Annotated in this window: 17 protein-coding genes; 9 read left to right on the top strand and 8 right to left on the bottom strand. The window is 69.4% G+C overall.

What is annotated here, in order from left to right; all coding sequences use genetic code 11:
* The first annotated feature begins 21 nt into the window (after positions 1-21).
* The 5 genes from SCK26_RS24725 (at position 22) to SCK26_RS24705 (ending at position 8,205) form a co-directional block, all read left to right on the top strand.
* Positions 22-1,302 (top strand): hypothetical protein, encoded by a 1,281-nt coding sequence (locus SCK26_RS24725; RefSeq protein ID WP_318203512.1) that lies wholly within the window; start codon positions 22-24, stop codon positions 1,300-1,302.
* Positions 1,299-3,776, top strand: a complete 2,478-nt coding sequence (locus SCK26_RS24720; RefSeq protein ID WP_318203511.1) for a serine/threonine-protein kinase — start codon at positions 1,299-1,301, stop codon at positions 3,774-3,776. The genes SCK26_RS24725 and SCK26_RS24720 overlap by 4 nt, the downstream gene beginning before the upstream one ends.
* A 4-nt stretch (positions 3,777-3,780) precedes the next feature.
* Complete coding sequence (locus SCK26_RS24715) at positions 3,781-5,031, top strand: PP2C family serine/threonine-protein phosphatase (RefSeq protein ID WP_318203510.1); 1,251 nt, start codon at positions 3,781-3,783, stop codon at positions 5,029-5,031.
* 114 nt (positions 5,032-5,145) lie between these two features.
* Positions 5,146-6,465, top strand: coding sequence for a VWA domain-containing protein (locus SCK26_RS24710; RefSeq protein ID WP_318203509.1), 1,320 nt, complete (start codon positions 5,146-5,148; stop codon positions 6,463-6,465).
* A 57-nt stretch (positions 6,466-6,522) separates the two neighbouring features.
* Complete coding sequence (locus SCK26_RS24705) at positions 6,523-8,205, top strand: FHA domain-containing protein (RefSeq protein ID WP_318203508.1); 1,683 nt, start codon at positions 6,523-6,525, stop codon at positions 8,203-8,205.
* A gap of 6 nt (positions 8,206-8,211) precedes the next feature.
* Here the strand turns inward: SCK26_RS24705 and SCK26_RS24700 are convergent, their stop codons facing one another.
* Positions 8,212-9,189: a methyltransferase domain-containing protein gene (locus tag SCK26_RS24700; protein ID WP_318203507.1), complete on the bottom strand. Its 978-nt coding sequence runs from the start codon at positions 9,187-9,189 to the stop codon at positions 8,212-8,214.
* Positions 9,190-9,274: 85 nt separating this feature from the next.
* Here SCK26_RS24700 and SCK26_RS24695 point away from each other — a divergent pair, with 85 nt between their 5' ends.
* The gene (locus tag SCK26_RS24695; protein ID WP_318203506.1) at positions 9,275-9,679 is read left to right on the top strand and encodes a globin; all 405 of its coding nucleotides are present in this window, start codon (positions 9,275-9,277) and stop codon (positions 9,677-9,679) included.
* Between the two features lie 22 nt (positions 9,680-9,701).
* Here SCK26_RS24695 and SCK26_RS24690 read toward each other — a convergent pair whose 3' ends face one another.
* From SCK26_RS24690 to SCK26_RS24675, 4 genes are all read right to left on the bottom strand, one after another.
* A complete protein-coding gene (locus tag SCK26_RS24690) occupies positions 9,702-10,382 on the bottom strand; it encodes a hypothetical protein (RefSeq protein ID WP_318203505.1) in 681 nt (226 codons plus the stop codon).
* Positions 10,379-10,810, bottom strand: coding sequence for a thioesterase family protein (locus tag SCK26_RS24685; protein ID WP_318203504.1), 432 nt, complete (start codon positions 10,808-10,810; stop codon positions 10,379-10,381). The genes SCK26_RS24690 and SCK26_RS24685 overlap by 4 nt, the downstream gene beginning before the upstream one ends.
* 6 nt (positions 10,811-10,816) lie before the next feature.
* Positions 10,817-12,481, bottom strand: a complete 1,665-nt coding sequence (ettA, locus tag SCK26_RS24680; protein WP_318203503.1) for an energy-dependent translational throttle protein EttA — start codon at positions 12,479-12,481, stop codon at positions 10,817-10,819.
* Positions 12,482-13,073: 592 nt separating this feature from the next.
* Complete coding sequence (locus SCK26_RS24675) at positions 13,074-13,649, bottom strand: hypothetical protein (RefSeq protein ID WP_318203502.1); 576 nt, start codon at positions 13,647-13,649, stop codon at positions 13,074-13,076.
* 340 nt (positions 13,650-13,989) lie between these two features.
* Here SCK26_RS24675 and SCK26_RS24670 point away from each other — a divergent pair, with 340 nt between their 5' ends.
* Both SCK26_RS24670 and SCK26_RS24665 read left to right on the top strand, forming a co-directional pair.
* Positions 13,990-14,790 carry a hypothetical protein gene (locus SCK26_RS24670; protein WP_318203501.1) on the top strand — a complete coding sequence of 267 codons (801 nt, stop codon included), beginning with the start codon at positions 13,990-13,992 and terminating at the stop codon, positions 14,788-14,790.
* A complete protein-coding gene (locus SCK26_RS24665) occupies positions 14,787-17,900 on the top strand; it encodes a DEAD/DEAH box helicase (protein ID WP_318203500.1) in 3,114 nt (1,037 codons plus the stop codon). The genes SCK26_RS24670 and SCK26_RS24665 overlap by 4 nt, the downstream gene beginning before the upstream one ends.
* A gap of 392 nt (positions 17,901-18,292) precedes the next feature.
* On the opposite strand, the gene SCK26_RS24660 is transcribed toward SCK26_RS24665, so the two are convergent.
* Genes SCK26_RS24660 through SCK26_RS24650 form a run of 3 tightly spaced genes read right to left on the bottom strand, consistent with a single transcriptional unit; the run spans position 18,293 to position 19,552 of the window.
* Positions 18,293-18,676: a hypothetical protein gene (locus tag SCK26_RS24660; protein ID WP_318203499.1), complete on the bottom strand. Its 384-nt coding sequence runs from the start codon at positions 18,674-18,676 to the stop codon at positions 18,293-18,295.
* A complete protein-coding gene (locus tag SCK26_RS24655) occupies positions 18,670-19,098 on the bottom strand; it encodes an ATP-binding protein (RefSeq protein ID WP_318203498.1) in 429 nt (142 codons plus the stop codon). Before SCK26_RS24655 ends, SCK26_RS24660 begins: the two co-directional genes overlap by 7 nt.
* 46 nt (positions 19,099-19,144) lie before the next feature.
* Entirely contained in the window at positions 19,145-19,552 is a 408-nt protein-coding gene (locus SCK26_RS24650; RefSeq protein ID WP_318206083.1) for an NUDIX hydrolase, read from the bottom strand.
* Between the two features lie 109 nt (positions 19,553-19,661).
* Between SCK26_RS24650 and SCK26_RS24645 the strand changes: the two genes are divergently transcribed.
* Positions 19,662-20,450: a GntR family transcriptional regulator gene (locus SCK26_RS24645; protein WP_086696535.1), complete on the top strand. Its 789-nt coding sequence runs from the start codon at positions 19,662-19,664 to the stop codon at positions 20,448-20,450.
* Positions 20,451-20,527 lie beyond the last annotated feature (77 nt).

Raw genomic sequence — 20,527 nt, 5'->3', positions numbered from 1 at the left:
CACTCGAGCGAGAGGTGATCGATGGGCGTCACGGACCCCGCCGGGCCGGTGATGGACCGGGACGAGGCGGACCGTGCGCTGGCGCGGCTCGGCCAGGAGCACGAGGCGATCGAGACCTCCCTGCTCGCCCTCCAGGACCACGCGGGCCGCAGACTCCTCGAAGGCGCCGGGCTGACCGGCGTCACCCGGGAACGCTGGCAGGCCGCGGAGGCGCGGATCACCCTGCTGTGGTCGTACTTCGACGCCTACACCGCCGCGCTGCGGGGCGCCCGTGAGATCCGGGCCCGGCGCCGCTGGTCCAGCCGCGAGGACCTGGCGGAGCTGACCGGGCTGCTGCGCGGGGAGTCGGTGACCGTCCCGGGCGGCGCAAGCGGCCGGCTCAGCGAGACGTTCACGCTGTCGGCGCTGGTGGAGCGGATGAACGAGCTGTACGCCACGAGCCTGGACGTGATCGTCGCCGCCGACGCGGTGTGGTCGGCGCTGCCCGCGCGGATCGACCTGCTCGCCGCGGAACTCCAGCGCACCCGGCAGCTCGCGCACTCCGCCGGGGTGCGCCCGGGCGAGCACCCGGCCGGCGACGACCTGGAGCGGATCACCCGCACCCTGTCCCGGCTGCGCGAGGACGTCGTCGCCGACCCGCTCGCGTTCTGGGTGCCCGCCGACGGCAGTTCCGCACCCGGCGGCGGACGCCCCGACACGACGGTGTACGACCGCGCGGCCCGCGCCCTGGAGGAGGTGCGCCGGGAGATCGAGGCGGTGCTGACGGTGCGCCAGGACGCGGAGGCGCGGCTGCTGCGGCTGCGGGACGTGCTCTCCCGCGCGGACCGTACGCTCGCCGAGGCCCGGACCGCGCGCGGCGAGGTGCTGGCGAAGATCGCCGCCACCGAGGTGCCGGTGGTCAGCGGCCCGCCCACCGCGCTCCAGGAGCAGCTGGCGACCGCCGCCGAGTACCGCAGGCAGGGCCGGTGGCACCGGCTCTCCCCGCTGCTGGAGGCTTTGGAGGTGAAGGCCGAGGAGGAACTGCTGCGCGCCCGCGAGTCGCTGACCGCGGTCACCGCGCCGCTCGCGGTCCGCGCCGAGCTGCGCGGCCGGCTCGACGCCTACAAGGCGAAGGTCGCCCGGCACGGCCTGGCCGAGGACCCGCTGCTGGCGGAGCGCTACGACACGGCCCGCCGCATGCTGTGGAGCGCGCCCTGCGACCTGCGCGTGGCCGAACAGGCCGTACTGCGCTACCAGCGGGCGGTGGCCGAACTGCTCGGCGGCGCGGGCGCGCCCGGGGACCGCGAGGGGGACGCGTCGTGAGCCGGCCGGGGCAGACCTGTCAGCGGCCGGGGTGCGGCGGCGCCTACGAGGACGTCGGCGGCGGCGAACTGTACTGCGACACCTGCGGCCTGGCACCGGTGGTGTCGGCCGGAGGCGCCCCTTCGGCAGGAGGGATGGTGGTCTCACCGGCCACCGGGGTCGCCGGCCGGGCCGCCGGCAGCGGGGGGCCGGGCAGCGCGCGGACGGCGTCGCAGTCGTCGCGCTCGCGCCGCTCGGTGTCCGGGCGGCTGTCCCGTTCGGTGTCGGGGAGGTCCACGGGCCGCTCGGTGTCGGTGCGCGGCTCGGGCTCCTCCTCCGGTGTCTCGGCGCGCGGACGGCTGGGCGCCGGACTGGTGTCCGTGCCGCAGGTGCCGCGGCCCGACCCGCGCGCGATGGTGCTGGAACGCCCGGAGGTGCCCGAGCGCAAGCGGTTCTGCTCCCGGTCGGACTGCGGGGCGCCGGTGGGCCGGGCACGCGGTGACCGGCCGGGCCGCACGGAGGGTTTCTGCACCAAGTGCGGGCACCCGTACTCCTTCGTGCCCAAGCTGCGCGCCGGGGACATCGTGCACGGCCAGTACGAGGTCGCGGGCTGCCTCGCGCACGGCGGACTGGGCTGGATCTACCTCGCCGTGGACCGGGCCGTCTCCGACCGCTGGGTGGTGCTCAAGGGCCTGCTGGACACCGGCGACCAGGACGCGATGGCCGCGGCGATCTCCGAGCGGCGCTTCCTCGCCGAGATCGAGCACGCCAACATCGTGCGGATCTACAACTTCGTGGAGCACCTGGACCAGCGCACCGGCTCCCTCGACGGCTACATCGTCATGGAGTACGTCGGCGGCAAGTCCCTGAAGGAGATCGCCAACGCCCGCCGCGCCCCCGACGGCCGCCGCGACCCGCTGCCGGTGGAACAGGCGTGCGCCTACGGCATCGAGGCCCTGGAGGCGCTCGGCCACCTGCACAGCAGGAACCTGCTGTACTGCGACTTCAAGGTCGACAACGCCATCCAGACCGAGGACCAGCTCAAGCTGATCGACATGGGTGCCGTCCGCCGGATGGACGACGAGGAGTCGGCGATCTACGGCACGGTCGGCTACCAGGCGCCCGAGGTCGCCGAGACCGGCCCGTCGGTGGCCAGCGACCTGTACACGGTGGGCCGCACCCTGGCGGTGCTCGCCTTCGACTTCCAGGGCTACACCACCGTCTACGCCGACCGCCTGCCCGACCCGGACACCCTCGAGGTGTTCCGCCGCTACGAGTCCTTCCACCGGCTCCTGGTGCGCGCCACCGACCCCGACCCGGGCCGCCGGTTCGGCTCGGCCGAGGAGATGGCCGAGCAGCTGACCGGCGTGCTGCGCGAGGTCGTCGCGCTGCAGACCGGACAGCCCCGGCCCGCGCTGTCCACCCTGTTCGGGCCCGAGGTGAGGGTCACGGACACCGAGCTGTTCGCGGCCCTGGACGGCGACGTGTCCCGGCTGGGGGCGCGCCCGGCCCGCGCCGCGCGGGCCACCGCGCCCGTCCCTGCCCCGGCGTCACTCGTCCGGCGCGTGGACACCCGGGCCGCGGCCCTCGCCCTGCCCCTGCCGCTGGTCGACCCCGGCGACCCCGGCGCCGGCTTCCTGGCGGGCCTGCCGGCCTCCGTGCCGGCCGAGCTGATCGGCGCGCTGGCCGCGGCGCCCGCGCAGACCGTGGAGACCCGGCTGCGGCAGATCCGCGCCCGGCTGGAGAACGGCGACCGGCAGGGCGCGCTGACGAGCCTGGCGCAGCTGGAGGAGGAACGGCCCGACGACTGGCGGGTGGTGTGGCACCGGGGCGTGGCCGCGCTGGTCACCGGCGACTTCGAGGGCGCCGCGCCGGCCTTCGACGCGATCTACGACGCCTTTCCCGGCGAGGCCGCGCCCAAGCTGGCCCTCGGCCTGTGCGCCGAGGTGCTCGGCCAGCCGGACAACGCCGCCGAGTACTACCGGCTGGTGTGGACGACCGACCGGAGCTTCGTGAGCGCCGCGTTCGGGCTGGCCCGGGTGCGGCTCGCGGCCGGGGACCGGCAGGGTGCGGTACGGACGCTGGAGTCGGTGCCGGAGTCCTCCATCCACTACACGGCCGCCCGGGTCGCCGCCGTCCGGGCGCGGCTGAGAGGACGCGCGCCGGGCCCGGGTGACATACCGTTCGTGGACGACCTGACGGCCGCCGCCGCGCAGGTCGAGGCGCTCCAGGCCTACGGGCTGGACCCGGCACGGCGTGAACTGCTGTCGGCGGAAGTACTCGGCAGCGCGCTGGACTGGGTACTCTCCGGGGGCCAGGGCGCCGGATCCGCCGCCGCGGGCCGGGTGCTGCTGGGCAGCGGCCTGGACGAGCGGGGACTGCGCTTCGGCCTGGAGCGTGCCTACCGCGCGCTGGCCCGGCTGGCGCCCGGCGGCAAGGAGAGGATCGAGCTGGTGGAACGGGCCAACCGTTACCGCCCCCGGACGTGGGTGTAAGTCGATGTCGCAGATGCCCCGGCAGGCCGCACTGCCGAAGTGCCCGAGCTGCGCGGAGCCGGTGGAGCCGGGTGACCTGTTCTGCGGAGCGTGCGGATACGACCTGTCGGTGGCGCCCGCGCCGCCGCAGGACCATCCGACGCTCCCCCTGACCGGCCCCGCCGCACCGGGCCCCGGAACGGACCGGCCCGCCCCCGCACCGGCGGGCGGAACGCCGCCGCACGGGCAGCCGCCCGAGAACGAACAGCCGGAGACCGGGGTCCGGTTCGACCGGCCGGACGAGCCCGAGGAGTACCCGTTGCAGGCACCGGACCCGAGGCCGGCCGCCCCCGCCGCTCCCGCACGGCTGTGCGTAGCCTGCCGCACCGGCCGGGTGGACGGCGAGGGCTACTGCGAGAACTGCGGCCACGCCCAGCCCCGCGAACGCGACCACCTGGAGCGGGAGACGGGCCCGGTCGCGGCCGTCAGCGACCGCGGGCTGCGCCACCACCGCAACGAGGACGCCTTCGCCGTCGCCCACACCACGCTGCCGGACGGCACCCCGGCGGCGCTGGCGATCGTCTGCGACGGCGTGTCCTCCGCGACCCGCCCCGACGAGGCCTCCCTGGCCGCCTCACAGGCGGCCAGCGACACGCTGCTGGCCGCGCTGCCGCGCGGCACCCACCCGCAGACGGCGATGCACGAGGCGATCGTCGCCGCCGCGCACGCCGTCAACGCGCTGGCCGGCGAACCCGCCACGGCCCGCGAGCACGCCCCGCACCAGAACGCGCCGGCCTGCACGATCGTCGGCGCGGTGGTCACCTCCGAGCTGCTGGTCGTCGGCTGGGTCGGCGACAGCCGGGTCTACTGGGTGCCCACCGACCGCGCCGCGCCGCCCGCGCGGCTCACCGAGGACGACTCCTGGGCCGCGCAGATGGTCGCCGCCGGACTGATGAGCGAGGCCGAGGCGTACGCCGACGAGCGCGCCCACGCGATCACCGGCTGGCTCGGCGCGGACGCCTACGAACTGGAGCCGCACACCGCCTCCTTCCGCCCGGACCGGCCCGGCGCGGTGGTGGTGTGCACCGACGGACTGTGGAACTACGCCGAGACGGCCCGGGAGATGTCCGAGGTCGTCCCGCCGGACGCGGCAACCCGCCCGCTGCACGGCGCCCAGGTGCTGGTCGGCCACGCACTGGACGGCGGGGGCCACGACAACGTAACAGTGGCGGTACTGCCGTTCCCCGTGCCGCCGCGAGGGGCAGGATCGGCCTGAAGGCCGCGTCCGACGGGACGGCGGCACGGGGAAGCAGGGCGGACCGGAGGGGACCGGTCCGCTCACGGCCGGCGCCTCGCGCGGGCGAGGCGCTTGAGGGGGATGCGTCACAGCATGGCGAATTTCGCGAAGTCGGACGCGCCGCGGTTCTCGGTGGACGTCTACCAGAACGAGTACCTGCCCGAGGGCGGCAGCGAGGTCGACGCCATAGTGACGGTGACCGCGACCGGCGGCGGCGCCGCGACCGCGGCGGTGCGTCCGCCCTCCGCCGCGGTGGCGGTCATGGTCGACTGCTCGGGCTCCATGGACTACCCGCCGGCCAAGATGCGCGGCGCCCGGGAGGCCACGGCCGCCGCCATCGACACCCTGCGCGACGGCACCCGCTTCGCGGTGATCGGCGGCACCCACGTCGCCCGGGAGGTCTATCCGGGCGGCGGGCGGCTCGCGGTCGCCGATGCCACCACCCGCGAGCAGGCCAAGCAGGCGCTGCGCCGGCTGGGCGCGGGCGGCGGCACGGCCATCGGCACCTGGCTGCGGCTCGCCGACCGGCTGCTGTCCTCGGCGGACGTCACGATCCGGCACGGCATCCTGCTCACCGACGGCCGCAACGAACACGAGTCGCCGCAGGACCTGCGGGCCACCCTGGACGCCTGCGCGGGCCGGTTCACCTGTGACGCGCGCGGCGTGGGCACGGACTGGGACGTGAAAGAAGTCACAGGCATCGCCTCGGCGCTGCTCGGCACCGCCGACATCGTCGCCGACCCGGCCCGTCTCGCCGACGACTTCACGCGGATGATGGAGACGGCGATGGACAAGGAGGTCGCCGACGTCGCGCTGCGGGTGTGGACGCCGGTCGGGGCGGCCATCCGGTTCGTCAAGCAAGTCGCGCCCGCCGTCGAGGACTTGACCGGCCGGCGCACCGAGGCCGGGCCGCGCGCCGGGGACTATCCGACCGGCTCCTGGGGCGACGAGTCCCGCGACTACCACCTGTGCGTGACGGTCCCGCCGGCCGGGCTGGGCCGGGAGATGCTGGCCGCCCGGGTCTCCCTGGTGGTCCCGCAACCGGACGGATCGGTACAGAACGCGGGCGCGCAGGGCCTCGTGCGGGCCGTGTGGACCGACGACGTGGCCGCCTCCACCGCCATGAGCCCCCAAGTCGCCCACTACACCGGCCAGGCCGAACTGGCACAAGCCATCCAGCAGGGCATCGATCTGCGCAAAGCGGGCGATTTCGATGGAGCAACGGCCAAACTGGGCCGGGCCGTTCAGCTCGCGAACGCCTCGGGGAACGCGGATACTGCGAAACTGCTTGCGAAGGTGGTGGACGTGGTCGACGCCTCGACAGGTACTGTGCGGTTGAAGACGAGGGTCACGGAGGCCGACGAGATGACTCTGGAGACCCGGTCCACCAAGACTGTTCGTGTAAAGAAGTGACCCCGCCGTCACCGGCGGGCACGAGAACGGACCTTCAGGAGAAGGGGAAGCACCGACATGCCGACCTGCCCGAACGGACACCAGTCGGGTTCCGACGACTGGTGCGAGGTCTGCGGTCACCGCATGGCCGGTGCCGTACCTCCGCCCCCGCCGCCGCCCCCGGGCGCCGGCGGCTACGGCTTCCCGCCGCCCGCGAGCGGCGGCCGGCCCGCCGCGGCCGGCGCCGAAGCGGAGCTGTGCCCGCAGTGCCGTACGCCCCGCGAGGGCGGCGCGCCCTTCTGCGAGGAGTGCCGGTGGAACTTCCTGACCAACACGGCGACCTCGTACACCCCGGCCGCCCCGCGCCCGCCGCAGCCGCGGTTCCAGCCGCCGAGCGCGACGTACGGCGGCGGTGACGGGTACGAGTACCAGGGCTCGCGGCCCTCGCAGGTGAACCGGCCCGCCGAGCCGATCCCGTCCTTCGGCAGCGAGCCGTCGGGCCCGACCCCGTTCGGCGCCGACCGCGCCCCCTCCACCCCGCCGGCACCTCCCGGCCCCGCCGGCGCACCCCCCTTCCCGCCCGGCAACCGCCGCCCGCCCACACCCCCGCAGAACTTCGGACAGGGCCCCGGCGGCCCGAGTGGTCCCGGTGGCCCCGGCGGCGCGTCCGGTCCGGGCGGGTTCCCGGGCCAGGGCCGGCAGGGCATGGGCCAGACCTCCGGCGGTCCCAGGGCCGGTGGCCCGGGAGCCGGTGGGCCCGGTGGCCCGGGTGGTCACGGCGGTCCCGGTGGTCCTGGTGGTCCTGGTGCCGGTCGTCCGGCCGGGCCGCCGTCCGGCTTCGGCGGAGGGCCCGGACAGGGGCCCGGCGCCGGTGGTCCGTCCGGTCCGCCGTCCGGTTTCGGCGGTGGGCCGGGACAGGGTCCCGGGTTCGGTGGTGGTCCGGGGCAGGGCCCCGGCGGTCCGTCCGGTCCGGGTGCGCCCGGTGGTCCCGGCCCGTCCGGCTTCGGTGGCGACCCCTCGCGGCCCGTTCCGCCGCCGCCGGGTCCGACGCCGCCCGCCGGGCCCGGTGGCCCCGGCGGTGCCCCGCAGGCGTTCCAGCAGGCCGGGGCCCCGGCTCCGCCCGCGTTCCCGCGCGGCAACCGCCGGCCCCCGGCCGGCGAGGACGACTGGGTGATCTCCCCTCCGTCGTCCGGCGGCCCGGGCCAGGACCCCGGCGGCCAGGACGGCGGCTACGGCTACCCGCACCCCGGCGCCACCCAGGCACCGCCCGGACCGGGCGGCCCCGGCGGCTTCCCGCAGGCACCCCAGGGCTCGCAGCCGCCCCAGGCCCCGCACCAGCCCCGGAGCACCGGGCCGGCCACCTGGACCGCGACCATCGGTCCGGACCGCGAGTACTTCATGGCGATGATGCAGCGCTCCGGCCCCGAGGCCGCGGGCCTGAACCTGCCCGCGTACTCGCCCGAGCAGCAGCGCACGCTCACCGGCAACCAGCTGACCATCGGCCGCCGCCGGCACTCCACCGGCGACACACCGGACATCGACCTGTCGGTGCCGCCGGAGGACCCGGGCGTCTCGCACCAGCACGCGGTGCTGGTGCAGCAGCCGGACGGCAGCTGGGCGGTCGTCGACCAGAACTCGACCAACGGCACCACGGTCAACATGTCCGAGGAGCCGATCCAGCCGTTCGTGCCGGTCCCGCTCCAGGACGGCGACCGGGTGCACGTCGGCGCCTGGACGACGATCACCGTCCGCCGGGGCTGACCGCGCTCAGGACAGCGGCCAGGCGTACGGCCCCTCCGGGTCGTCCAGCCAGGCCCAGGCGTGCTCGCCGCGGACCGTGACGCCGTAGCGGCCGTGGCCCGGCTCGCCCTCGCGCTCCCACAGCGCGTAGGCGTCCCGGGGGCCGAGAGCGCCACGGGCCAGCGCGAGCAGGAAGCGGAACGGCTCCTGCGCGCGGGCCCGGGCGGGCAGTCCGGCCAGGCTGACGCTCCCGGCCTCCGTCCCGCCCTGGCCGCGCAGCGGGACGAAGAAGACGGCCCCGGGCAGGAAGCGGCCCTCGGCGTGCCCGGCGTCCCGCACGGTCAGCGCCAGCAGACCGGTGGCGAGCGGAGCGAGCACGCGCCCGCCCGGACGGCACTGGGCGAGCCAGGCGCGCGGCACCGTGCACAGCTCGCAGGTGGCGATGATCCGGTCGAAGGGAGCGTGTTCGGGCACGCCGCGCGCGCCGTCGCCGGTGACGACGACGGGCCGGAAGCCGGCCGCCGCGAGGTGCCGCCGGGCCGACTCGGTGATCTCCGGTTCCAGGTCGACCGTGGTCACCAGGTCGTCGGCGCCGAGCCGGCGGGCGAGCAGGGCCGCGTTGTAGCCGGTGCCGGCGCCCACCTCCAGCACCCGGTGACCGTCCTCGACCCGCAGGGCGACCAGCATCCGGGCCATCAGGGAGGGCTGGCTGCTGGAGGAGACCAGCTCGCCGTCGCGCAGCCGGGTGGCCAGCGGCACGTCCGCGTAGGCGCCGCGCACCCAGCGCTCCCGGGCCGCCGGTCCGGGGCTCTCGCCCCAGCGGCGTTCGTAGCCGCGCGGCCCGGGGACGTAGTAGTACGGCACGAACAGGTGCCGGGGCACCGCCGCGAACGCCTCCCGCCACACCGGGTCCCCGGCCCAGGCGCCGTCGGCGTCGATCTCCCGCACCAGTTCGGCCCGCGCCGCGTCGGCGAGAGCCTCGGTCTCGGTGTCGTAGGCGCCCATACGTCCACAGTAGGGGCGGACGGCCCCCGCCCGGAGCGGTCCTAAGTCTTCCGTCCTGGGTCACCGGGTCTGAGACGATGGACGGGTGAATGAGATTCGGCGCGGCACGCTACAGGAGCAGACCTTCTACGAGCAGGTCGGCGGTGAGGAGATCTTCCGCCGGCTCGTCCACCGTTTCTACGAAGGGGTCGCCCAGGACCCGCTTCTGCGGCCGATGTACCCGGAGGAGGACCTGGGCCCGGCCGAGGAGCGGCTGGCCCTGTTCCTGATGCAGTACTGGGGCGGACCCACGACCTACAGCGACAACCGCGGCCACCCCCGGCTGCGCATGCGGCACGCGCCGTTCACCGTGGACCGGGCGGCGCACGACGCCTGGCTGAAGCACATGCGGGCGGCCGTGGACGACCTCGGGCTGTCCGAGGAGCACGAACGCACGCTGTGGAACTACCTGACGTACGCCGCCGCGTCGATGGTGAACACTCCCGACTGACGCCACGGCACGCGAGCCGGGCTCAGCGCACGCTGACCCCGAGGCCCCCGAGCGGGCCCGCCCGCCGTACGGCCACCGAGCCGTACGGCGTACGCAGCCGCAGCCACGCGCCCGAGGAGAACAGCCCGGTGTCGTCGGCTCCGCCGCCGGGCCGCAGGAAGCCCAGGGACTGGGCCGCGTGCACGGCCCGCACCGGCAGCCCGGTGTCCCCGATCCGCCGGGACCAGATGTCCCGCCCGATCCGGTCCAGCTCCGCACGGGTACGGGCCTCGGGCGCCAGTTCCTCGGTGCGGGAGCGGAATTCGGCCACCGCGGCGGCGACGGTGGCGCGCAGCGCGTCCCGCGCGGGCAGCCCCGGTTCGGGCCGCCAGCCGGTGCGCGGGGGCAGCAGCCCGGCCCACGGCGGTCCGGTGACCGCACCCGGCACACCGGCGGTGGCCGCCCGCTCGTCCACCAGCTCCAGGAACTCGCCGGCGGAGACGGTCGTGTCGAGGGTGACGTCGAGCCCGTCCTCGTACGGCTTCGCCAGCCGCACCGCGCGAATGGCCAGCACCTCGAAGGACGGCGGCCGGCCGAAGACGGCCAGCGCGGTGCCGGCCGCCTGGAGGCGCACCGCGGCCCCACGGTCGTAGTGGAGCAGCCGGGAGAGGAAGGCGGCGAGGTCCGCCGCCTCCGTCTCGTCGGCCAGGTGCAGCACCGTCATGCGGCGACGGCCTCCCCCTCGGACTCCGCCGCGCCCTCGCCGCCGTCCGCGTACTCCTGGAGGAAGTCACGCTCCTCCGCGGTGATCCGCCGCGGGCGCTGGGCGGCGAAGTCGAACGGGACGATGACCGTCGACGCCCGGGCGTAGACGAGATCGCCGTCCTTCACCTCGTAGGCGAGGGTGAAGGAGGCGGCCCTGATCTCGCTGACCCACAGCTCGATGGTCACCGGCTCGTGCCGGTGCAGGAGCTGCCGCTTGTAGTCGATCTCGTGGCGCGCCACCACGGACCCCTGCTTGAAGTCCTTGTCCGGGCGGAACAGGAAGTCGATCCGGGCCTCCTCCAGATAGCGGAGGAACACCACGTTGTTGACGTGGCCGTACGCGTCCATGTCCGCCCAGCGCAGCGGGCAGCGGTAGATGTGGCGCAAGACCGATCAGCCCCGGGTCAGCTTCTTGTAGGTGGCCCGGTGCGGACGCGCCGCGTCCGCACCCAGCCGCTCGATCTTGTTCTTCTCGTACGACTCGAAGTTGCCCTCGAACCAGAACCAGTTCGACTCACCCTCGTAGGCGAGGATGTGCGTCGCGACGCGGTCGAGGAACCAGCGGTCGTGGGAGACGACGACGGCGCAGCCGGGGAAGTCCAGCAGGGCGTTCTCCAGGCTGGAGAGCGTCTCGACGTCGAGGTCGTTGGTGGGCTCGTCGAGGAGGAGCAGGTTGCCGCCCTGCTTCAGGGTGAGCGCCAGGTTGAGCCGGTTGCGCTCACCGCCGGAGAGGACACCGGCCGGCTTCTGCTGGTCCGGGCCCTTGAAGCCGAACGCGGACACGTACGCCCGGCTCGGCATCTCGACCTGGCCGACGTTGATGTAGTCGAGCCCGTCGGACACGACCTCCCACAGCGTCTTCTTCGGGTCGATGTTCTCGCGGCTCTGGTCGACGTAGGAGATCTTGACGGTGTCGCCGACCTTGATGTCGCCGGAGTCCGGCGTCTCCAGGCCCTGGATCATCTTGAACAGCGTGGTCTTGCCGGCGCCGTTCGGGCCGATGACACCGACGATGCCGTTGCGCGGCAGCGTGAAGGACAGCCCGTCGACGAGGACCTTGTCCCCGAAGGCCTTGTGCAGGTCGTCGACCTCGACCACGACGTTGCCCAGGCGCGGGCCCGGCGGGATCTGGATCTCCTCGAAGTCCAGCTTCCGCATCTTCTCGGCCTCGGCGGCCATCTCCTCGTACCGCGCGAGACGGGCCTTGGACTTGGCCTGGCGTCCCTTGGCGTTGGAGCGGACCCACTCCAGCTCTTCCTTGAGCCGCTTCTGCCGCTTGGCGTCCTTCTGGCCCTCGACCTTCAGACGGGCGGCCTTGGTCTCGAGGTACTTGGAGTAGTTGCCCTCGTAGCCGTGGAGGCGGCCGCGGTCCACCTCGCAGATCCACCCGGCGACGTTGTCCAGGAAGTACCGGTCGTGGGTGACGGCGACGACGGTGCCCGGGTACTTGGCCAGGTGCTGCTCCAGCCAGTTCACCGACTCGGCGTCGAGGTGGTTGGTGGGCTCGTCGAGGAGCAGCAGGTCAGGCTGCTCCAGCAGCAGCTTGCAGAGCGCGACACGGCGCTTCTCACCACCGGAGAGGTTGGTGACGGGCCAGTCGCCGGGCGGGCACCCGAGCGCGTCCATGGCCTGCTCCAGCTGGGCGTCGAGGTCCCAGGCGTTGGCGTGGTCCAGCTCCTCCTGGAGCTTGCCCATCTCGTCGAGCAGCGCGTCGGAGTAGTCGGTCGCCATCAGCTCGGCGATCTCGTTGAACCGGTCGAGCTTGCCCTTGATCCCCGCGACACCCTCCTGGACGTTCTCCAGGACGGTCTTGTCCTCGCTCAGCGGGGGCTCCTGGAGCAGGATGCCGACGCTGTAGCCGGGCGAGAGGAAGGCGTCGCCGTTGGACGGCTGCTCCAGCCCCGCCATGATCTTCAGCACGGTCGACTTACCGGCACCGTTCGGGCCGACGACGCCGATCTTCGCCCCGGGGAGGAAGTTCAGGGTGACGTCATCGAGGATCACCTTGTCGCCGTGCGCCTTGCGCGCCTTGCGCATGGTGTAAATGAACTCAGCCAAGAGAAACCGTCCGGCAGCTTGAAATCTGGCAGTGGGCAGATACACCCCATCTTGCCGTACCGCCACCCCTACGGGGAAACCCGTTCCGTCCGGGGGGCCTGACCTGGGGTTTCACTGTGGCGCGCCGCGTCTCGCCTGTCACTGCCGGTCGCCGTCGGTCAGCTTCGGGCACCCTCGCACGGCCCAGGGACGGCCCAGAGTCGATCACCAGGAACCGGTCATCGGTTGACAGCGGCGCCATCGACAGGCCGTATGAACCTCAAGCCACCGACAGCCAGCCACGACGGCGGACGCGCCGAACGACCAGGCGCGCGTATGTCTCGCTGCACCCCCACCGGCCTCAGCCACGGTGCAGCGCCGTCGACGGGAGCAGCCACGCCGGCCGGGCCGTGGGGACGAGCCGGAGCCAACCGCACCCGAACCCTCAGCTTGGGAAGCTGCGATCACTTGTGGCAAGTTCGGCCGCTGACCTGGGTAAACGGTCGAGCTGCGGCCTCGTCGCAGGCGCCTGCTTTCACCGTGATTCCCCGTGGCTCCCCGCTCGATCTGGTGCGCTTGTGGTGCGGGTGGTGCGAGCCACTGAGATACGACCTCATCTGCCCAGCACTCCTTGGGCTATGGCAATGAAGTGCTGCACCATCTCGGCGTAGCCATCGGCAGCCTCATCCGTCCTGTCAGAGGCGTCGATCGACTCCTGCGACCTATGGTCGGTGATGCGTGACTCGTCCCATAGGCACCCCCTGAAGTTCTCCGCAGCGCCTATGACGCGCCCAGCTGCGGCGATGACCTCTTCGGGGCCCATCAAAGTGATGAGGCTACTGATCTTGATGAGGTCCTGCACTGCCTGGTTGAGAGCGATGAGCTGGTCATGTTGCATGGTTGTCACAGCTTTGGCGGCATCCGTGACCGCTTGTGTGGCTGTGATGAACGATGCATACGCATCACGCCGCTGTTCACGCAGCCAATGTCCGTGCTCTGCAGCGGCTTGGTCCTGGACGGCCTGACGCGTGGCTTCAGCAGTCCTCTCCGCACCGATACGAGCTCCTCGAACAGCTGCTATTCCGCCGGCTACTGCTCCGCCGAGAGCGCCGACCATGCCAGCTATGCCGGCGACGAACGCGGCTACACCTTGATCCATATGGAGGGCATAGCACGTGTCGATGAGCAACGGCTACAGCTCGTTGCCGGCGCTGGACACGGGTTGCTCGGCTTGAGCTGCACAGCCGTAGCGCTCGACGTGAGGCTCGGCGTGCTGGAATCAGATGCGAAGGTGCTGTTGCCTACCGTGTAGTTCTAGCGCGGCACTCAGTGGTGCCTCAGGTACCTGCTGGCCTTTCGACTGCATGTGCTCACCGCGGGTGTGCGTCCGCGGTCTAGGCAGGATCCGGCACTTATCGGTACTGTCCACCTATCGGCGCAGGGGGAGGGGCCTCGGCTGCGGCGACAACAGTGCAGAGGGGGGCGGGCCGGTCGTGCCTAGTCGCTACGAACTCGTGAGCTCGACAGTCGTGGGCGAGCACACATTTGAGTGCTACGACGTAACAGCAGACGATGACGTGATAGACGAAGTCGCACGAATAGTCGCTGAGTTATACGTCGACCCAGACACTCTTATGGATTCGCTACGCCGCGCGAGCGCTGACCTTGACAGTGTTGCTTCATCCGGTGAGCTAGCAAGCCTGATGAGCGAGGTAGCGTCCGCCGTTATTCCACAAATGGATCTGGATGCGGAACGAGTGCATCTCCAGACGCCCCGTAACGAGGTCGCGGAGATCCTTGCCTTTGACGTTCTGCGACAGATTCACAAGTTTCTAATACCGGCTTCCCGTATACGAGAGAAGGAGATATCTCAGGCCCCCACGCGAGGTTTGGATATTTTCGCTCTCTTGATGACGCCGAAGGTTCGAGCCGTCATTTGTGAAGTGAAGGCCTCCTCTTCCTCGGCTAGCCCCCCTGCGGTTGTAGGGGGCGGGGATGATAGCATGCATGCGCAGACTAAAAAGCGCCTCAAAGATCAGAAAGGCTTGCTGGCTGAACTCGCCTGGGCGCACAAACATACGACGGCTAACCTGCGCGGCGAGGTAGCCAGGGCTCTTATCCTACTTTCTCGGAAGGATGCCGAACCGCCTATCGCCGCGCCTGTACTGGTAAGACCAATGGATAAGCATGGGGTAGACGATTTCGGATGCTTCAAGGAAGCTCCCGAAGAGTACGGGCCTGCGCAAGTTCGGTTTTCTATCATACGTATCCCGGGGACCCTCGAAGACTTCGCTGAACGTGTCTATGCGAGGGCGAGGGAAGTGGCATGACGGAATCGATGGCCCTCCAACTGCTCCGGGAGACAGGCGCAGAAACTGCATCCCGGATATCTAAAGCGTCCTACCTCTTGTCTCGCATCGGGCACAGCAACTTGGATCTGCTTGCGGATGCCGAACTTGATTTTGAGTTGGATGTCCTGGCTACGTCGCTAGAAGGAATTGCCGCAGATACGGAAGATCAGAGCGACCAAGCGCTTCTCTACGAGCATGCCTTTCTATGTCGACGCAAGGAGGCGCCGGAACAGCCTGCGGAGAAACTTCGACATTTGGTTCTACTGGCATCTGACGGGATTTTGTCTTTTCGCCGTCCAGAGGTAATGCTCTCTCTGCGGGAGTCTGGGATCCCCACGAGAGAGGAGCTGATCACATCAGCGGATCCCTTGGATGAACAGCTAGAGAAAGATGTACTGCGCGCCTTCCTTCTGCTGGCTCGTAGAGGTAGCGGGTGGGCAGATCTCGACGCGTGTAGGCAAGCTATTTCCAATCTGCGAAACTATCATCAGGAAGGGCAAGAGAGCTTTCTTACTCGCTATAACGATAAGACTGAGGCTGGAGTCAGGCTTATCGCTCGATTCAACCTTGCCAAGGTAGTCGAGATCGCGTCGAGCTATACAGTAAACGGTCAGCCGGTGGACGCCGAAATTCAAATTGACCGGCACGAGCGGAACCTTCGAGATCTATTCAAGATTCGTTCGGATCTGCGATTCGAAGAGCTTTGCCATGCCGTCGTTGCAGCATGCCGGGCCGTTGTTTCGTCAAGTATCTGGAAGAATACGCGGCTGCTTGGTCAGGATTTCAGGGCGTTCGTTGCGGCACTCGCATCCCATCAGAAACACCCGACGCTTGAGCTTTGGCCGAGCCAACGAACTGCCCTGGATCAACATCTGCTCGATCCGGCGAAACGTGCCATCGTAGTGGAGATGCCCACATCGGCCGGCAAGACATTGCTCGCCGAGTTCAGCATCGTTCAAGCGCATGCCTTGAACCGAAGCTCTACAGTGGCTTACATCGTGCCGACCCGCGCCTTAGTCAATCAGATAACTCAGCGGCTGAGGCGCGACTTCAGGCCGCTCAACCTCGTGGTTGAAGCAGCTGCTCCTGTCTTCGAGCTAGATCCCACTGAGGACCAACTCCTTCAGCAGCACATAGACGTGTTGGTGTGCACACCAGAGAAGTTGGATCTTCTAATTAAATCAAGGCACGACGCGGTACATAACCTGTCATTGGCCGTTGTCGATGAGGCGCATAATCTGGCGGACGGGGACCGGGGAGTTCGTATGGAGCTTCTTCTCGGTACTCTAAAGCGGGAACGTCCCGAAACTCGCTTTCTCATGCTCACCCCCTTTGTTCCCAATGCATCTGAATTGGGACGCTGGCTGGGGGATGGAGCCGACGCCACAATTTCGGTTAACTGGCGTCCCAGCGAGCGGGTAGTGACCTGTACGGAGTGGAAGAAGATCCGCAAGGGACCTTACGTCCTAAGTCTGACCACGTTGGAAAGTGCTGACAACGTCGACGTCGCTGCCGGGCACACAGTTGAACTGCTGCGAGTCTCTGGTTCCATTAAGCGCACCAAATCACAAACAAGTGCGCATGTGGCGGTTGAACTCGCGGAGAAAGGCTCGGTACTAGTGCTGGTGCGGGGGCGTAAACCAGCCGAAGATCGGGCGGCTGAGGTGGCTGCACTACGGCACCCGAGGAGAATGTCGCAGTTCGGTGAGGCAGTTCGGAACTACATCGCTCTTGAGTATGGGGAAACACATCCGTTGGTGCGACACGTAGAACGGGGAGTCACGTACCATCATGCGGGTGTTTCTCATGATCTCAGGTTCTTGCTCGAAGGATTGATCGAAAAGGGCGATGTGGACATCGTCTGCGGGACAACTACGCTTGCGCAGGGACTTAATTTTCCTATCAGTAGCGTCATTCTTGAGACAATGTCCAAGTATCAGGGGATCGGAAATGGCACGAAGCCCCTTAGCTACGCCGAGTTCTGGAACATTGCGGGTAGGGCCGGTCGAGCTTTGCAGGACTCGCTGGGTCTGGTGGTTTTCCCAACGCTCTCTAAAGATGACCGAGAGGAAGTGCAACGCTTCCTCCGTAGGCAAGCTGCCGACATCTGCAGCCACCTAATGCAAGCCACGCACGACCTCGCAAATGTTGTGGAGCGTTTCGATCTTTCCTTTGTAAGGCAAAATTCCGCACTGGCTGTATTCCTTCAATACTTGGCCCATGCGGCCCGTGTCGCCGGCGCAGAGGAGTCTGGTCGTGACATCGAGGAACTTCTTAGGTCGAGTCTCGTCTATCATCAGACTCAAGAGTCGGACAGGCAGCTTGCGGATCAACTTATTTCTATTGCCAGAACGTTCATGGCGGAACTTGAGCAATATGATCGCGGATACCTTGCGCTGGCCGACGGTACGGGATTTAGTCTACCTTCCGTGAACTATGCGTTTGCCCGATCTGCTGAATATCCCGAGTTTCGGCGCGAAGGTTTTTGGGACGCCGAGAACCTGTTCGGCCCCGACGCGGAGGGGCTGACGCATGTGATTGAGGTTCTGGCAGACATTCCTGAACTGTCACTTGGTGTGACTGAAGACGCATCCGCACCGTTCAACGCTCGCACTGTGGCGGGCGTGACCCGAGACTGGGTTAATGGGGAATCCTTGCGGACCATCGCAGATAAATGGTTCCGTCACGAGCCCGGCGGTGCAATGGAACGCCTTAGGGCGGCTGGACTTTACGTGCATAGCAGGCTGGTAGGTCAGGTGCCTTGGGGAATGGGTGCACTGCAGAAATTGACTTCAGCGTCGGGCAGTCCGGAAGGCGGTAATGCATACGCTGCAGCCATGGTTTTTTATGGTGTGCCGTCTACTGGGGCAGTAGCGATGCGCATGGGTGGTGTTCCCCGAGCGGCGGCTCATCGAATGGGAATCGAATGGCAAAGATCTGGGCAGATCGGAACGACCTTCAGGGATCTTCGGCAATGGATCGCGAGTCGCACTGAGCAGGAGTGGTCCTCCACCTTGCCCCCTGAGTCTCGGCTCACTGGGAAGCAGTGCAAGGAGCTGTGGCATGAGCTGTCTGGGTATCGGGACTAGAAACGACATAGCCAGCTGTAGTAAGGAGACAACGCCAAGCGCTCAGCGAAGGTCGGCGGAGCGGCTTTGGGCTGGAGCTGCTTTGGCGCGAGTGATCATGGCCCCGTAAGCTTCCGGCGCGTCGGGCAGTCTGTGGACCTGCCCGCTAAAGCACGACGTTGGGGCCATGATCTTCGAGGCTCGCGCCAAAGTGGCTGCCTAAAGCCGTGGAGCCGACCGCCCCAGCCACGACGTACCTTTTCTCTGACGTCAGGTGGCTGATCGCCAAGAGCGCGGCACGGGCGCCGGCCGGGCTGGAGCGGGGCGGAGACAGGAGCGCAGGCCCGGCCGGGGGCCGGGCCGCGCGCGGTGAGCGGAGCGAGCCGCCTTGAACCAGTAGAGAAAGTTGTAACTCACTCTTCTGGGCGGGGCGTGAAGCCGTGCGTGCATGCCGGGAGTTCGGTGCCCTGGCGGTGCGCGAGGGGCAGGAAGAACGCTGGCCGGATCGTCCAGGTGATGCGGGTGCCGGCGTGGGTCAGGGACACCGTGCAGGGCTCGGCCCGCAGCAGGGCTCGTCGGGTGGCGATCCGGCCGTCATACATCCACTCCCACGCTGCGCTGGAGGCGTCCGCGTCCAGTGCCGGGGAGATCGTTTCGAGGGCGACCGCTACCCAACGGTCTGCCTGTGGAGCGGAGTAGGCGTCGAACGATGCCACCAGTGCCGGCGGGCCCTGCTCGGTCAGGCTCTCCGTCCAGCACTCGCACCAGAAACCCCACCGGGGCAGCTTCATCAGCATCGCTGGCCTCCCAGCCGTGCGTCGGCGTATAGCTCCGCGGTGACCGTGTGGCCCTGGTCGGTGTCGTGGACGACGACCCGGTGGGCGAGGGCGCTCACCATGCCCAGGCCCCGGCCGTGCTCGGCCTCGTGGTCCTGGTGCTCGACCTTGGGGGCCGTGGCCGCGCCGCCGTCGTCCGTGACCGAGACCGCGACCACCTGGGCCGAGACCGCGACGGCCAGGTGGAAGCTGCCGGGCTCCCAGCCGCTGGCCGTGTGGCGGATCGCGTTGGTGCTCAGCTCGCTCACGATCAGCTCGGCGTCGTCGGCCAGAGGGGAGTCGCGCAGGATGTCCCGGGTCCAGCGGCGGGCCCGGCTCACTTCTTCCGGGAATCCTGGGCAACTCAGCTCCCAGACCCGGGCCGTACTCGTATACTCGTGCATACAAGTTCCTTCGTGCTGGTAGGCCGCCATGTGCAGCGGGTTCGGGCTAGACGAGTTTCACGCCGTCGTGGGCGCGAACGGCCGGCGGGGTCGCCGCGTCGAGTGCGTCGAGCACGCGTATCGCGTACGCCTCGTCGGCAAGCTCGGTGACCTCTTCGCGGGTGGCCCAGCGCAGTGCGCGGGTCTCGTCACCGGTGGTGGGCACACCGTTGGCGGCTTCACAGCGGAAGACCAGCGAGACGATCAGGCCCTTCATGTTCTTGTAGACGCCGGTCAGGGTCGCGGGAAGCGCGATCTTGATGCCGGTCTCTTCGAGGACTTCGCGCTGGAGGGCTTCCGGGATGGTCTCCTCGCGTTCGAGGACACCGCCCGGCGGCTCCCAGTGACCGTTGTCCCGGCGCTGGATCAGGAGGGCCCGGCCCTGGTCGTCCACGACGACCCCGGCGACGCTCACGGAGTGCGGGCGTTCAGTGCTCACGTTCCTCGGCCCTCTCGGATGGCTAGGCTCTCCACCGTAGCAACAGCACTCGCCCACTCGTCTAGATACCTAAAGGAGTATTCACGTGAGCCCTCTTTCTTCGGGCCTCCTCGGTGATCTCGACCCCACGAGCGATCGTGCGGTCTTTAGGCAGATCGCCGACCAGCTGCGCGAGGCCATCGACCGTGGGCGATTCCGCGAGGGCGAAAAGCTGCCCTCCGAAGCCGACCTCGTGGACCACTTCGGGGTGTCCCGGATGACGGTCCGCAACGCCTTCTCCATCCTCCAGGGCGAGGGCCTGGTGCACGCCGAGCACGGCAGGGGCGTCTTCGTGCGACCGCGACCGCCCGTGCGGCGGCTCGCCTCGGACCGCTTCGCCCGGCGGCACAGGGAGCAGGGCAAGTCCGCGTTCATCGTGGAAGCCGACGCGGCCGGCGGCCACCCCCAGGTCGACAGCCTGGAGGTCAAGGAGGAGAAGGCCAGCCAGGACATCTCCACCCGGCTCGGCTCCGTGCGGCGCGTGCTGGCCCGTCGGCGCCGGTACCTGCTCGACGGGCGGCCGGTCGAGTTCGCCACCTCCTACCTCCCGCTCGACATCGCCCGCGGGACCCCCATCGCCGAACCCAACCCCGGCCCCGGCGGCATCTACGCCCGCCTGGAAGAGCTGGGCCACCGCCTCGACCACTTCGACGAGGAGATCCGTGCCCGGATGCCCTCGCCCGCCGAGGTGAAGACGCTGCGACTCGCGGCTGGCGTCCCGGTCATCCACCTCATCCGAACCGCCTTCGACACCGAGGGTCGGGCCGTGGAGGTCTGCGACACGGTGATGGCGGCGGACGCCTACGTCCTCTCGTACCAGCTTCCGGCGACCTGATCGTCACGATTTGCGGTGGTGCGCGGGGACGTTCTCCCGAACTCGTACACCCCAACACGCTTACTCGTATAGACGAG

The sequence above is a fragment of the Streptomyces sp. SCL15-4 genome (genome assembly GCF_033366695.1).
GTDB lineage: Bacteria > Actinomycetota > Actinomycetes > Streptomycetales > Streptomycetaceae > Streptomyces.
This window is presented reverse-complemented; position numbering and strand designations above follow the sequence as displayed.

Excerpts from the sequence above, each read along its gene's own strand:
- SCK26_RS24725 (WP_318203512.1), top strand. The coding sequence starts at position 22 with ATGGGCGTCACGGACCCCGCCGGGCCGGTGATGGACCGGGACGAGGCG.
- SCK26_RS24715 (WP_318203510.1), top strand. The coding sequence starts at position 3,781 with ATGTCGCAGATGCCCCGGCAGGCCGCACTGCCGAAGTGCCCGAGCTGC.
- SCK26_RS24710 (WP_318203509.1), top strand. The coding sequence starts at position 5,146 with ATGGCGAATTTCGCGAAGTCGGACGCGCCGCGGTTCTCGGTGGACGTC.
- SCK26_RS24705 (WP_318203508.1), top strand. The coding sequence starts at position 6,523 with ATGCCGACCTGCCCGAACGGACACCAGTCGGGTTCCGACGACTGGTGC.
- SCK26_RS24700 (WP_318203507.1), bottom strand. The coding sequence starts at position 9,189 with ATGGGCGCCTACGACACCGAGACCGAGGCTCTCGCCGACGCGGCGCGG.
- SCK26_RS24690 (WP_318203505.1), bottom strand. The coding sequence starts at position 10,382 with ATGACGGTGCTGCACCTGGCCGACGAGACGGAGGCGGCGGACCTCGCC.
- SCK26_RS24665 (WP_318203500.1), top strand. The coding sequence starts at position 14,787 with ATGACGGAATCGATGGCCCTCCAACTGCTCCGGGAGACAGGCGCAGAA.
- SCK26_RS24660 (WP_318203499.1), bottom strand. The coding sequence starts at position 18,676 with ATGCTGATGAAGCTGCCCCGGTGGGGTTTCTGGTGCGAGTGCTGGACG.
- SCK26_RS24655 (WP_318203498.1), bottom strand. The coding sequence starts at position 19,098 with ATGCACGAGTATACGAGTACGGCCCGGGTCTGGGAGCTGAGTTGCCCA.